Origin of the sequence: Alkalibacillus salilacus (genome assembly GCF_030812915.1) — a bacterium.
Taxonomy (GTDB): domain Bacteria; phylum Bacillota; class Bacilli; order Bacillales; family Alkalibacillaceae; genus Alkalibacillus; species Alkalibacillus salilacus.
Window position 1 is genome coordinate 20,497 of record NZ_JAUSTQ010000005.1, and the last position, 13,367, is coordinate 33,863.

The 13,367-nt window shown below is 38.6% G+C and carries 13 protein-coding genes and 1 riboswitch; of the genes, 1 reads left to right on the forward strand and 12 read right to left on the reverse strand.

The features are described 5' to 3' along the window. Nucleotides 1-92 precede the first annotated feature (92 nt). Nucleotides 93-261: riboswitch (Lysine riboswitch) on the reverse strand. 53 nt (nucleotides 262-314) lie between these two features. The 4 genes from yunB to J2S77_RS07435 all read right to left on the reverse strand — a co-directional run bounded on the left by yunB (nucleotide 315) and on the right by J2S77_RS07435 (nucleotide 3,799). Next, nucleotides 315-1,100, reverse strand: a complete 786-nt coding sequence (gene yunB / locus J2S77_RS07420) for a sporulation protein YunB (protein WP_306976058.1) — start codon at nucleotides 1,098-1,100, stop codon at nucleotides 315-317. Nucleotides 1,101-1,155: 55 nt separating this feature from the next. Then, complete coding sequence (locus tag J2S77_RS07425) at nucleotides 1,156-1,467, reverse strand: YunC family protein (protein WP_306976060.1); 312 nt, start codon at nucleotides 1,465-1,467, stop codon at nucleotides 1,156-1,158. 62 nt (nucleotides 1,468-1,529) lie between these two features. After that, complete coding sequence (locus tag J2S77_RS07430) at nucleotides 1,530-2,903, reverse strand: bifunctional metallophosphatase/5'-nucleotidase (RefSeq protein WP_306976062.1); 1,374 nt, start codon at nucleotides 2,901-2,903, stop codon at nucleotides 1,530-1,532. Nucleotides 2,904-2,968: 65 nt separating this feature from the next. Continuing rightward, the gene (locus tag J2S77_RS07435; RefSeq protein ID WP_306976064.1) at nucleotides 2,969-3,799 is read right to left on the reverse strand and encodes a sulfite exporter TauE/SafE family protein; all 831 of its coding nucleotides are present in this window, start codon (nucleotides 3,797-3,799) and stop codon (nucleotides 2,969-2,971) included. 176 nt (nucleotides 3,800-3,975) lie between these two features. On the opposite strand from J2S77_RS07435, the gene J2S77_RS07440 reads away from it, so the two are divergent. After that, entirely contained in the window at nucleotides 3,976-4,995 is a 1,020-nt protein-coding gene (locus J2S77_RS07440; RefSeq protein ID WP_306976065.1) for an aromatic acid exporter family protein, read from the forward strand. 133 nt (nucleotides 4,996-5,128) lie between these two features. Here the strand turns inward: J2S77_RS07440 and J2S77_RS07445 are convergent, their stop codons facing one another. From J2S77_RS07445 to J2S77_RS07480, 8 genes are all read right to left on the reverse strand, one after another. Beyond that, complete coding sequence (locus J2S77_RS07445; protein ID WP_306976067.1) at nucleotides 5,129-5,458, reverse strand: four-helix bundle copper-binding protein; 330 nt, start codon at nucleotides 5,456-5,458, stop codon at nucleotides 5,129-5,131. Between the two features lie 177 nt (nucleotides 5,459-5,635). Continuing rightward, a complete protein-coding gene (locus J2S77_RS07450; RefSeq protein ID WP_306976069.1) occupies nucleotides 5,636-6,889 on the reverse strand; it encodes an aminopeptidase in 1,254 nt (417 codons plus the stop codon). Nucleotides 6,890-7,571: 682 nt separating this feature from the next. Beyond that, nucleotides 7,572-8,969 carry a Fe-S cluster assembly protein SufB gene (gene sufB / locus J2S77_RS07455; protein ID WP_306976072.1) on the reverse strand — a complete coding sequence of 466 codons (1,398 nt, stop codon included), beginning with the start codon at nucleotides 8,967-8,969 and terminating at the stop codon, nucleotides 7,572-7,574. A 45-nt stretch (nucleotides 8,970-9,014) separates the two neighbouring features. After that, nucleotides 9,015-9,464 (reverse strand): Fe-S cluster assembly sulfur transfer protein SufU, encoded by a 450-nt coding sequence (gene sufU / locus J2S77_RS07460; RefSeq protein ID WP_306976074.1) that lies wholly within the window; start codon nucleotides 9,462-9,464, stop codon nucleotides 9,015-9,017. Further along, nucleotides 9,454-10,677 (reverse strand): cysteine desulfurase, encoded by a 1,224-nt coding sequence (locus J2S77_RS07465; protein ID WP_306976076.1) that lies wholly within the window; start codon nucleotides 10,675-10,677, stop codon nucleotides 9,454-9,456. Before J2S77_RS07465 ends, sufU begins: the two co-directional genes overlap by 11 nt. Further along, nucleotides 10,677-11,984, reverse strand: a complete 1,308-nt coding sequence (sufD, locus tag J2S77_RS07470) for a Fe-S cluster assembly protein SufD (protein WP_306976077.1) — start codon at nucleotides 11,982-11,984, stop codon at nucleotides 10,677-10,679. Before sufD ends, J2S77_RS07465 begins: the two co-directional genes overlap by 1 nt. A 19-nt stretch (nucleotides 11,985-12,003) precedes the next feature. Continuing rightward, nucleotides 12,004-12,789 carry a Fe-S cluster assembly ATPase SufC gene (sufC, locus tag J2S77_RS07475; protein WP_306976079.1) on the reverse strand — a complete coding sequence of 262 codons (786 nt, stop codon included), beginning with the start codon at nucleotides 12,787-12,789 and terminating at the stop codon, nucleotides 12,004-12,006. Between the two features lie 286 nt (nucleotides 12,790-13,075). Beyond that, on the reverse strand, nucleotides 13,076-13,216 hold the full coding sequence (locus J2S77_RS07480; RefSeq protein ID WP_306976081.1) for a YuzK family famiily protein: 141 nt from the start codon (nucleotides 13,214-13,216) through the stop codon (nucleotides 13,076-13,078). Nucleotides 13,217-13,367 lie beyond the last annotated feature (151 nt).

Genomic DNA, 13,367 nt, shown 5'->3' on the forward strand with positions numbered 1-13,367 from the left:
ATGATTTAACACAGTAGTATGTTAATGCTATATATCATAAAAAAAAGTAATGATAGAGAAATCTACCATTACTTTTAGAAGTCGGTTATTTCTCGATCAGTAGCTCCCCGTCTCTTGTACGAGAGTGTATTCTTTATTCAAAAATACACCAATACTTAAAGTCTGACACTCTAAGTACTTCGGCATTCAACCCTTTCACACATGGTCATCGTTGTCATCCTCCCACATGTTACTGATGCTAAATGCACCTCTACCTCATCGATCGATAAGGTTATATATTCAATTTCGCACAAACGTTACTATACCATGCTCATTTATTCTTGTAAATCCCTATATGGAATCGAAATATCTGGTGAACTTCCGCCACCTTGATTATAAAAGTCCGGTACTTCCCCTTGTATAACCCCAATCGAGACTGGAACATGTGTTTCAACTGTCGTCGTTTTCGTGGCAAACGGAATAACAACTTGAACATTAGCTTGAATAAAAATATCTAACTCAATCAACGCATTATTAATCCCGTATTCCGTTACTCTTCGCTCAACATCTGATTGCACGTCACCAATAATTCTAAAATTCACTGGTACTTGTGGCCCTAAGTTAGCCAATAACGCATTATTCGTTGCTTGACCAATCGGAATGCGTACAATAGCACGATGGTCTTCAACTGTATCTTCTTCTAAAACAACATCATGCTCTAAATCAAAATCTAACGACTCCTCAGGTGTTATTTCACCACGTTCAATTCTTTTCAAGAAATTTTGAACTCGAAACGTCGTATTACGTAGAACCCGGTTAATGACAACACTATTCCAGTTCATTGATACAATATTTCCAGACTCATCTGTTTCAATATCTAATATCTCATCAGCTTCCAAGTCATCGACAATTCGGCGGCTTACTGCTTCATTAATAGCCTCTCTTGCAAATTGATTCGTCTTAGTTTCTGCCATTTCGATCAAAGTGGGTTCAATTCCTCGATTAATTAACCATACAGATAAGAGGGTTGCTATAATGAACACCACAACAGTCATCATGAATATTTGCCCGAATGTCTTAGGTTTTCTCTTCGATCGTCGTACTCCTCTGATTCGACGCAAGCCACCACCCCCTCTAATTAATTTATGCACAAAAGTTAGAGGGAATGTGCTTCCTTTATGAAGAGGTTAATGATAATAAGGCGTGCTTCCCAATCATGCCTTCATACCACCCATATTTCTCCTGAGCTGAAGTCGTTACTTTCTGTAATGGGGCATGAATTAATGCATCAACAGTACGAACACCCACTGCCCTAGCCGCAATAATTTCCCGATCTTTTAAATAGTCGTTAAACAAATCAATATCTAACGCCCCGCACATGATATAACCAATATCATTCGAGATAATGAGTAAGTTAGTTTTTGGCAGAGCCACGTGTGTATACGTAAAAGGTTGATCATCAATCCAAATCGGTTCCACATGAATCAATGCCATCGACCTCCTTTAGTATACAATATGTCTTAAAACAAAAAGAAGTGTCTGTCTAACTTTTATACGTTAGACAGACACTCTGTTAAGACATCCCTTAAAAACTCTGGCATATAATATTGTTTATCATCAACTTCTGAAATCGATGGAATAAGCCATGGAAATGAAAAAGTATCAGCTGTTGCTAGTGTGTATTTTTTGTCAGGATCAACACGTTCTCCTGCTATACTAATCGTTTCCAACAATTGACCATCCGCTTTATAATGTAAGGTAATCTGTGAGTACACCATCTTTCCTAAGATTTCACCGCGGAAACCTAATCCCTTAAGTTCATGATTCTTAAAACGTTCGGATTCAAATAATCTTATCGTTTCGATTAATTCTTGCCCTGATAATGTCATTTTGCATGGATTCATCGGATGAGGGCAGCTTTCATGAATATGTTTTTTCGTAACAGGTCCTGAATCAAAACCAGATAATAAAACACCCGAGTTAAGCGCTGCTACATCCGCATTCGTCCAAATTCTTAATTTTTCAACGAACCTCTCCATAAGCTTAGTAGACTGAAACCAGTCAATCGGGAATGGCTCAGAAAGGGATGTCACGACCTGATCTAAATATTGATGCGCTTTATCATCCCATGCCTGAATTTGTTGTATGGTTTCCTCATCTTGAGCACTTGAAATCGGGATTGCTTCTCCTGATAGAGAAGCCACCTGTCCTGATTGATGATCAAAATCTATATTAATATAGCCGTAGTGATAACCTTGCTTACCAACAGCATTAATGATCGTGCCGTGCTCAACTCTCCCCTGGTCAATTAAATGATGAGTATGACCTCCAATAATGACATCAATCGGATATTGTTCAGCCATTTTTTCATCTTCATATAAACCTAAATGTGACAAAACAACCACTATGTCACATTGATTACGGAGCTCAGGTATGTAATGCTCTAAAATAATTTTAGGATCATCGACTGACCATCCTAATAATTCATAGAACTTTCGAAATGGAGCTGTCACACCTAGCACGCCAACTTTAGCTCCTTGCTTTGATTTGAGGATTTGATAGGGCTTTAGCCATTCAGGTGCTTCCCGATTTTGAGGGTGCACATTAGCACAGGCGACTGCAAATGAGGCATCATCATACAAATAATATAATCGATCATTAGATAATGTAATACCTTCATTATTTCCAAATGTGACGACATCATAGCCTGCTTCACTCAATAGCGAAACATTCGCTTGACCCAGTGTCGCTTCTGTGATGGGATGTACACGGTCTAAATGGTCACCATTATCAAGCAATAAACTCGTTTCACCTTCTAACTCATGAATACCCCGGTATTTTTTAATACCAGCCATTATGTTCGGCCAATTGTCGAAATAACTATGCAAATCACTCGTGAAATATATATGAACCTGTTCTTGCATACAGTGACGTCTCCTTCATCTACCAAGGTTACTGATATATTTAGTTTAACACTAACTCGCTTCTCTTATATAGATTGAATAATTAATCTTATGCCGATTATAATCATGATCATGCGTAAAATCCATTCAATTGTTCGACCGTTCAACCGTTGATTCACAACAGCCCCTAAATAACCGCCTAACCACGAACCTGGTATACTCATGAGCGTGTATAGCCACATGACATGCCCTGCAGATATATGAGCCACTGAAGATGTGAAACTTGAGAAGAAAATCATAAACATAGATGTTGGCGCTGCAATATGAGCTGGAAAGCCAAATAATAAGATCATAGCCGGAACCATTAAGGAACCCCCACCAACACCAAACAAGCCAGACATCATCCCTACAAAAAAGGCTATAAATATGCCTAAGACAGCATTATAAGAATAAGTTGTTGCTTGACCTGACAATTCAAATGTACGAACCACCCGAAGTCGGCCATCTTTCACTTTAGGAACATGATTTTCCTTAATAAGCATCTTTTTCACAAAGAACATTGCTGTTACAAGAAGCATTAATAGTCCAAAATAAAACTGAAATGTGTCTACTGCTACAAATTGATTCACATAAACGCCTGTTAAAGCACCTGGGATACTACCACTTAAAAATAACGAACCACTAAATACATCAACGCGTTGACGTTTTAAGAAAGTTAATGTTGAGGAAAGACCCGTAAAAATCATCACAATTAACGACATCGCGACGACATTTTGTGGTGTTACCCAAGAGAAGGCATCAGAGAAGGTAGCTAAAAATAACAATACCGGTACAAATATGACACCACCGCCTAATCCAGCAATACTGCCAACAAATGCACTTAACAAACCAATGATAAACATGATGGTTAATACCATTATCATCATCCAATCTTAAAAATTCCACATACGTATCTATCATAGCATAATTTGTAAAGGAATGATGAGTACAATTGCTGTGGAACTTTTATGTGTTTTCCATTCTGATAAAACCTCTTGCAAACGTTTAGAAGAATTGAAAGAATAGTATTAGACAACAAATAGGAGTGGACGTTATGAAGAAATTCGTTGGCAGTCGTGTGATTAAAACAGGACTAGCTATATTTATCACGGCGTTGATTTGTGATTATCTCGGCTGGCCCCCTGTTTTTGCTGTGATCACAGCGATCGTGACCATCGAGCCAACCGTGTCTCAATCAATTAAAAAAGGGATTGTGCGTTTTCCAGCATCAGCAGTAGGTTCTTTTTATGCGGTCTTATTTATCACCTTATTCGGTCATTCACCACTAACATATGCCTTGGCCGCTGTGTTCACCATTATAACAACATATCGGTTGAAATTATATTCAGGTCTACTCGTTGCCACGTTAACATCTGTTGCCATGATCGATGTTATACACGCCAATGTCATTATGTCATTCTTTATCCGTTTAGGGACAACCACAATCGGTTTGGTCGTTTCAACTTTAATCAATTTATTTATATTACCACCTGACTACTCCAGTAATATTAAACAAAGGCTAAATAAAGTGGCTGAACAAACAGGTAATGCGGTAGAGCAGATTTTCCACCGTTATCTAATCAATCATATTGATCAGTATCATTGTCAGCTAACACTGGATGGTTTAACAGAAGAAGTACAAAATATCGAATCATTAATTGAGTATCAAAAAGATGAGGCGAAATATCATCCCTTAACGACAGATGAACGAGATGAACTAAAACTAGTAGAACGACAGCTAATTAGAATTAAGCTTATGATTTATCACATGGATAATATTTTGAATACACCATTAACCCAATTAGATTTACCTGAAGCAGAAAATGACATGATCCTAGAATCCGTACAAGAACTTGCTTATTCCATGAAAGAAAATACGTACTTTGATTTAGAATCTCATCGACAAAAAGTTAAACAATTGATGGCTCTATATTGGAAAGATAGTGATGAACTTAGTGAGCATAAGGAAGATTATACAACAACTTTCCCCGCTGAAATCATCGCTTTGTATGAATTAGTATCAATTTTTTATTTAGTCGAAAATTATTATAGTCAAAAACCAAAATTGAAATAGCTTTTTAAATTGATTAATTCGAACCGTTATAAACAAACTTCACCCCCTATGTCAGTTTAAGATATAGGGGGTGAAGTTTATTTAAATTTAACTCTACATAACTAATTGGATGATACGGAGTAGTATGAACTGGTTACGCAGCTAATTTCTCACATTCATCTGCACACTTATGGCAAGCTTCAGCACATCTTTGACAATGATCATGCTCATGCTTAGCACATTCATCACCACATTCTCGACAGATCTTCGCACATAGTTGAGCAATCTCATTCACAAACGGTGTATCGCGTGTTAACGCTTGTTCAAAATAAGCACAAATATCTGCACATTCACGGTCTAAACGGATGCATCTCGCCATATCTTGCATATGATCTTCCTGTAAACAGGATGTGAAACAATGATTACATGCTTCCATACATTCATGTAAGGCATCAATGACATTTGAATACTTCTCATGACTCATCATAAAACCTCCTATCGATTTAGTTACTGTGTATATAACCGTATGATTGGATATTTAAACAGGTATTATGATAATTTTTGTTCAAAGATCATAATTGTTATCTTTTTCTAAGTATCCTTAATGCTTTACTAAGATGCATGATTAAAACGCAATCCTTCATAAATTAATCTTATCTGTTTAGAATTGAAAATCGCCATCCTTCATTAGTAAGTATTCAGTTTCGTCCTCTTTAACACCCACAACTTTCGTATCTTCAGAACCAAAGGTCACATTGACTAGCAAAAGTGACGTATTCAGACCTGCTTCCTTCAGCTCTTCCTCAGATTGATCAGTGCTATTTTGAATATTGGAGGGGGATGCATTTCCGATTCCAATGTGACTGGACGTATTTTCATCAAACAAGGTATTGTAAAAAAGAGTATCTGTTTGAGCCAAAGGAGATTGATTAGAAACCAAGGCAATTTCACCAAGATAACATGAACCTTCATCTGTTTCGATGATATTTTGTAACACTTCTTGTCCCTTCTCGGCATAATATTCTGTAATCCGTCCATCTTTAAAAATTAGATAAAAGTTATCTATCATATTTCCCTCATAAATAAGGGGTTTAGTACCTACCAATTTGCCATTCACCTTATTTTTATGAGGTGCAGTAAATATTTCTTCTGTAGGAATGTTCGGAAAGAAAGGTATTCCGTCTTTATCTACGACACTTCCACCGATATAGAGATGATTTTCAGGTAGACCAACTAATAAATCAGTTCCACAGCTATTTGAAAAATGCAAAGCTTCAAATTGACTCTCATTTAGCACTTTTATTCGAGACTCAAAAGCTCTATTGTGATTCTCCCAATCTTCTATAGGGTTTCCGCCATCTGCTCGTGACCCTTTTAAAATTAACTTCCATAGTAATTTTAAAGCTTCTTCTTCACTTAGATTGGGAAATACTTTTGTGGCCCATTCAATGGACGGAACAACTAAAAGACACCACCGTACTTCGTGAGATCTGATTTTCGCATAATGATCCCTTAATTTAGTACGAAAAGCTTTTTGGAACCGACTTATTCTTTCTGGAGAAACCTCCTGAAAAGCACTTAAGTTTTCAGAAACTATATGGATGTAGGCAGCACCTGAATCGTTCCATTCTTTAAATCGTGCAGACTGCCAGTCAGGAAAGTGATCGATGGCACGATCTGTTGCATTTAAGTAAAAATCTTTCGTCGACTGTTCATCTGTCCAATCTATAAATACATTTGAGGCTCCTGTCTCGTAAGCTACCGTTTGGATTAGACGTGCAAATGTAGCATTTTGTATATCACTATGTATAATCAATAATTGATTCTTTTGCAGATTCACACCAGCCCGAACGCCAAGTTCTGCATACTTTTTTAACTGTGAATCATCTATAAATTCATATACTCCGTTATCCATTCCAATATCTCTCCTATGAACGTATTGCATAATTTCATTACAAAACTCTATGCTAGGTCGGGCGATGATGAAAATGCAAACAGCTCCTTAGTTTTGGTGTTATAAAACAAGGATAACAAATAAGGAGTTTGCGTGCTTTTATTTTTTTATCCAAAGCGCTAAGTTGGCATCAGGTGAGAAGCGTAGGTGGTGACGCCTAGTCAACTAAAAGCGGTCACGTCCTGCGCCTGCGAGTACTCGGCGCAGAATAGTCGAAGAAGCCTAGGAAATTAGCTTTTGTGACCAAAGTCGACATTAGACCGTCCAGGTCGTCACGGGAACAGCACGCGTCTCGAGACCCCCAGAGGCCATGTTTTTCGGCCGAGGGATGCACCTGCGTCTGCAAGTCAACGCTTCGAAGTAGGCTTCCTCGGTGCAAGTAGCAGAGAAGCTTATTCGATGTAGCTGCCTGGCTCGAGCCGTGCCCCTGCATAGAAAACACTGCGAAAAAACGAACGTAGTGAGATTGAGCAGATGTTGCACTTGTGCCCTATGGGGGCAAGCATCCACCGTAAGCGGATCACATGATGCCAACGGCCACCATCAAACCTTCACGCAAAATTGTGTATCTACCCCCAACAAATATTTTAGAGCATAAAAATAACCCTTGATTTAATTTTCATTAAATCAAGGGTTAGTATGATTAACCGATTGAGCCTTCCATTTCGAACTTAATCAAACGGTTCATCTCAACGGCATATTCCATTGGTAGTTCTTTCGTGAATGGCTCGATGAAGCCCATGACGATCATTTCTGTTGCTTCTTCTTCAGAAATACCGCGACTCATCAAGTAGAATAGCTGCTCTTCAGATACTTTCGATACTTTCGCTTCGTGCTCAAGTGAGATGTTCTCATTTAGCACTTCATTGTAAGGAATCGTATCTGATGTTGATTCATTATCCATAATGAGCGTGTCACATTCGATGTTCGAACGAGCACCTTCTGCTTTCTTACCGAAGTGAACAATACCACGATACGTTACTTTACCACCTTGTTTTGAAATCGACTTCGATACGATTGTCGATGACGTATTTGGTGCTAAGTGGTGCATTTTTGCACCCGCATCTTGGTGCTGTCCTTTACCAGCAAGAGCGATTGATAATGTGTTACCACGTGCGCCTTCACCTTTTAGAAGGACAGATGGATATTTCATCGTTAACTTAGAACCTAAGTTACCGTCTACCCATTCCATTGTCGCGTTCGCGTCAGCAGATGCACGTTTTGTCACTAAGTTATAAACGTTGTTCGCCCAGTTTTGGATCGTTGTATAACGGCAATACGCATCTTTCTTAACGAAGATTTCAACAATCGCACTGTGTAGTGAGTTCGTTGTATAAACAGGTGCAGTACAACCTTCTACATAGTGAACTGATGCGCCTTCATCAACAATGATTAACGTACGCTCAAACTGACCCATATTCTCTGAGTTAATACGGAAGTAAGCCTGTAGTGGCGTTTCAACTTTCGTATTCTTCGGTACATAAATGAATGAGCCACCAGACCATACAGCTGAGTTAAGCGCTGCGAATTTGTTGTCAGACGGTGGAATCACTTTACCGAAGTATTCACGGAATAACTCTTCGTTTTCTTTAAGTGCTGTATCCGTATCTTTGAAAATAACGCCCATTTCTTCAAGTTCTTTTTCCATGTTGTGGTAAACAACTTCAGATTCATACTGAGCGGATACACCAGCTAAATACTTCTGTTCTGCTTCAGGGATTCCTAGACGATCAAACGTCTGTTTAATCTCTTCTGGAACCTCATCCCATGAGCGTTCTGTTTGGTCAGACGGTTTAACGTAATACGTGATTTCGTCAAAGTCTAACTCATTTAAGTCGCCACCCCATTGCGGCATTGGTTTTTTATGAAATTGTTCGTACGCTTTCAAGCGGTACTCTAACATCCATTCCGGCTCTTCCTTTTGGCGTGAAATTTCACGCACAACGTTTTCTGTAAGTCCACGTTCTGTACGGAAAATTGAAACGTCCTTATCATGGAATCCGTACTTGTAATCGCCGATTTCAGGTGCTTGTTTAGCCATACTTTCACCCTCCTTAAAAGATTATGCGAAGACTTTATTTAGTCCTCACGATTCTTCCTTTTCAACGCCTTGTTCCATTGCCTTCCAAGCTAATGTCGCGCATTTAATACGCGCTGGAAACTTAGCTACACCTTGAAGTGCTTGAATATCTCCAAGTTCATCAAGATTAAATTCATAACCTTCCATTTCTTCACCTAGCATCATATCAGAAAACATTTGCGACATTTTCAAAGCGTCTTCAACGTTTTGGCCAATAATCACTTGTGTCATCATCGAAGCTGAGGAAAGGCTGATTGAACAACCTTCTCCTTCAAACTTCGCATCTTGGACAACTCCATCATCAACCTTCAGTTGTAAATCAATTCGGTCACCACAAGTTGGATTATTTAATTCAACAGATAGGTGGTCACCTTCAATTTGTCCTCTGTTTCGTGGATTTTTATAGTGATCCATAATCACTTGTCTATATAGTGTATCGAGATTGTTAAAAGACATCTCCGAAAAACTCCTTCGCTTTCTTCAGTCCCTCGACAAATACATCGACGTCTTGTTTCGTGTTGTACAGATAGAAACTTGCACGAGCTGTAGCCACAACATTCAACTCTTTCATAAGTGGCTGTGCACAATGGTGACCAGCTCTTACGGCCACACCAATTGAATCCAGCGCTGTAGCTAAATCATGTGGGTGGACATCGTCTAAATTGAATGTGACGAGTCCTGCACGTTCTTGTGGTCCATAAATCGTGATTCCGTCAATTGTATTCATCTGTTCTAATGCATATTGTACCAGTTCATGCTCATGCTTTTCAATTTGTGCCATTCCAACTGATTCTAAATAATCAATTGCTGCACCTAATCCAATCGCACCAGCAATGATTGGTGTCCCGCCTTCAAACTTCCACGGCAACTCTTTCCAAGTTGAATCGTATAAGTTAACGAAGTCAATCATTTCGCCACCGAATTCAACTGGTTCCATATCATTCAAAAAGGACTGTTTACCATATAAGACGCCAATCCCTGTTGGGCCAACCATTTTATGAGCACTGAAAGCGTAGAAGTCAACATCTAAATCTTGCACATCTACTCGCATATGAGGAACACTTTGTGCACCATCAACGACTGTGACTGCACCATATCGGTGAGCTATTTCTGTCACTTCTTTAATCGGATTGATTGTCCCTAATACGTTTGAGACATGCGCCATTGCAACAATTTTTGTCTTATCCGAAATCATGGATTCAACATCAGACAATGAGATTGTTCCATCTTCTTGTAAAGGTAAATAAGTTAATGTTGCGCCTGTTGCCTTAGCAGCTTGTTGCCATGGGATCAAATTACTGTGATGTTCCATTTTAGTTAACAGAATTTCATCACCTTCTGATAAATTAGCTCGAGCATAGCTGTAAGCCACAGTGTTAAGTGCTGTTGTCGTTCCCCGAGTGAATATGACTTCTTTGGTAGAAGGTGCGTTAATAAAGTCTTTTACTTTTTTCCGTGCACCTTCATATCCATCAGTTGCATAAGATCCTAACGTATGCACACCACGGTGAACATTCGAGTTGTATTGTTTGTAATAATTGTCTACTGCATCAATCACTTGCTGTGGTTTTTGAGATGTTGCAGAACTGTCTAAATAAACGAGTGGATGATCATTAACGTGTTGATCTAGAATCGGAAAATCACGACGAACATGATCTAAAATCGCCATTAGTATACTTTCCCTTCGATCACTTCACGCAATTGAGATTGAACTGTTTCAATCGGAATCTCACGTACAACAGGTGCTAAGAAACCATGAATGACTAGACGTTCAGCTTCTTGTTGACTAATACCACGACTCATCAAGTAGTACAATTGAATTGGATCAACACGACCTACTGATGCTGCGTGACCTGCAGTTACGTCATCTTCATCGATTAATAGAATTGGGTTTGCGTCACCACGAGAACCTTCTGAAAGCATTAGGACACGTGATTCTTGCTCAGCATTTGCTTTCGTCGCGCCATTTTCAACTTTACCAATACCATTAAAGATAGATGCTGAATTATCCTTCATAACACCATGCTGTAAGATATAGCCTTCTGAAGCTTGGCCCCAGTGGCGAATATTAGCTGTGAAGTCTTGTTTTTGGTTCCCACGTCCTACACTAACTGCTTTAGCATGTGATAAAGAATTATCACCAACTAAGTTAGTCACGTTTTCAGATAGCGTATGACCGTCATTCATTTGACCTAATGCCCACTCTAATGTTGCATCACGCTCAACATGACCGCGACGGTTCACGTATGACGTTGTGCCTTGAGCAAAGTTATCAACTGCACCATATGAAACTTTGGCACCGTCTAATGCAAATACTTCACTCACAATATTTGCAACGGTTTCTGTTTCATCATTATTAGACACATAGTTTTCAACGTATGTGACTTGGCTATGCTGATCAGCAACAAGTAACACATGATTGAACAAGGCCGCATGGTCATCTTCTTGCCAGAATACGACTTGGATTGGTTCTTCAATCACAACATTCTTTGGCACATATAAGAAGATACCACTGTTCATGAGTGCTGCATGGCGTGCCGTTAGTTTATTTTCATCAACTGAAACACCATCTTGCATGAAGTATTTCTGTACTAAATCACCATGCTCATGCATTGCTGTGAAAATGTCTTCGAAGATAACGCCTTTTTCTTTTAAGTCATCTGATAATTTCTCATAAGCAACGTTGTTATTACGAACAACAATCAGATTACGTTCTTCGACATGATCACCTAATAGTACACGAATTTTTTCTGGAAGTTCATCGAAACTCTTAATATCAGCGCCTGAAACATCATGTTCAAAGTCTGTGAAATTCCAGTTTTTAATACGTGTTTTTTCAGGGTTTGGCATTGGTAAGTCATCTGCCAAATCAACTGCTTTTTGTCTTATATCTTTAAACCAAGCTGGTTCATTACGTTTACCAGAATAATTAGTTACATATTCCTTATCATAAGGTAATTGTGTATCGACTGCCATTCGTTACCCTCCTATCGAATTACGCTTCTTGGCCAACTGTTTCGTCATCGATGCCTAGTTCTTCTTTAATCCAGTCATAACCTTCAGATTCTAGACGGTGAGCTAGCTCTGGACCACCTGATTTTACAATACGACCTTGCATCATAACGTGTACGTGGTCTGGCGTAATGTAATCAAGTAGACGCTGGTAGTGAGTAATGATTAAGCAACCAAAGTCATCGCTACGCATTTCGTTGATCCCTTTTGAAACAACTTTAAGGGCGTCAATGTCTAGACCTGAGTCAATCTCATCTAAGATTGCAATAGCTGGTTGCAACATCATTAATTGTAAGATTTCGTTACGCTTTTTCTCACCACCTGAGAAGCCTTCGTTTAGGTAACGTTGTGCCATATTTTTATCAATTTCTAATGTATCTAACTTACTGTCCATTTCTTTAATGAACTGCATAAGTGGAATTTCATCGCCTTCTTCGCGTTGAGAATTGATTGAAGAACGTAAGAAGTCAGATGTTGTCACACCACTGATTTCACTTGGGTATTGCATTGCTAAGAAAAGACCAGCTTGTGCACGTTCGTCTACTTCCATTTCTAGTACGTCTTCACCATCTAAATAAATTTCACCTTTTGTGATTTCATATTTAGGGTGTCCCATTACTGCACTTGCTAGTGTTGATTTACCTGTTCCGTTTGGTCCCATGACAGCGTGGAATTCGCCACCATTAATAGTAAGGTTTACACCTTTTAAAATTTCTTCACCTTCAATTTCAACGTGAAGATCTTTGATTTCTAAAGTTGATCCTGCCATTTGAATACCTCCAGTTCATTATTTCGAGTCTGGTCATTCTCAATTTATTCTCATTGTTAGTTTATAACATTTCTAAATTATTATCAACTCTCAGATATAGAATAACCTTATAACCACTCACTCTACCATTATAATAAAAAACACATACTTTTTAAACGTATAGCTATTGTGATAATTATCTTATCAACCTTTGATCGAACAAAAAAACACCCACCTTCAATTTATGTAAGGTGGGAATTTCACTAAAGGTCTATTTTGTTATTTCGATCTTGCTTGAGTTGTTATTTTAACGGTGAATCATACGATCCACATCAGATACCATTTTTTGTGATTGTTGATATTCTTGTTCGCGACGACGTTCAACAGCTAACTGATTTTCTAATTTTCGGCTATACTCTTCATAACCTATTCCATGTGACTGCTGCATCGCTTTCTCCATATCACTTGTGTAATTCAAATCACTCTGTAAAATGACTAAATCATCCTTTCAATTTGTTTACATGATTAATCATAACACGCTCATATAGAAAGCAAAAATAGCATTTACCCCCAATATAATACGTAAATAAGAGTGTGAA

Bases quoted from the DNA above. Each gene is read 5' to 3' on its own strand.
- J2S77_RS07430 (WP_306976062.1), bottom strand. From the start codon at position 2,903: ATGCAAGAACAGGTTCATATATATTTCACGAGTGATTTGCATAGTTAT.
- J2S77_RS07435 (WP_306976064.1), bottom strand. From the start codon at position 3,799: ATGGTATTAACCATCATGTTTATCATTGGTTTGTTAAGTGCATTTGTT.
- J2S77_RS07440 (WP_306976065.1), top strand. From the start codon at position 3,976: ATGAAGAAATTCGTTGGCAGTCGTGTGATTAAAACAGGACTAGCTATA.
- J2S77_RS07445 (WP_306976067.1), bottom strand. From the start codon at position 5,458: ATGAGTCATGAGAAGTATTCAAATGTCATTGATGCCTTACATGAATGT.
- J2S77_RS07450 (WP_306976069.1), bottom strand. From the start codon at position 6,889: ATGGATAACGGAGTATATGAATTTATAGATGATTCACAGTTAAAAAAG.
- sufB (WP_306976072.1), bottom strand. From the start codon at position 8,969: ATGGCTAAACAAGCACCTGAAATCGGCGATTACAAGTACGGATTCCAT.
- sufU (WP_306976074.1), bottom strand. From the start codon at position 9,464: ATGTCTTTTAACAATCTCGATACACTATATAGACAAGTGATTATGGAT.
- J2S77_RS07465 (WP_306976076.1), bottom strand. From the start codon at position 10,677: ATGGCGATTTTAGATCATGTTCGTCGTGATTTTCCGATTCTAGATCAA.
- sufD (WP_306976077.1), bottom strand. From the start codon at position 11,984: ATGGCAGTCGATACACAATTACCTTATGATAAGGAATATGTAACTAAT.
- sufC (WP_306976079.1), bottom strand. From the start codon at position 12,789: ATGGCAGGATCAACTTTAGAAATCAAAGATCTTCACGTTGAAATTGAA.
- J2S77_RS07480 (WP_306976081.1), bottom strand. From the start codon at position 13,216: ATGCAGCAGTCACATGGAATAGGTTATGAAGAGTATAGCCGAAAATTA.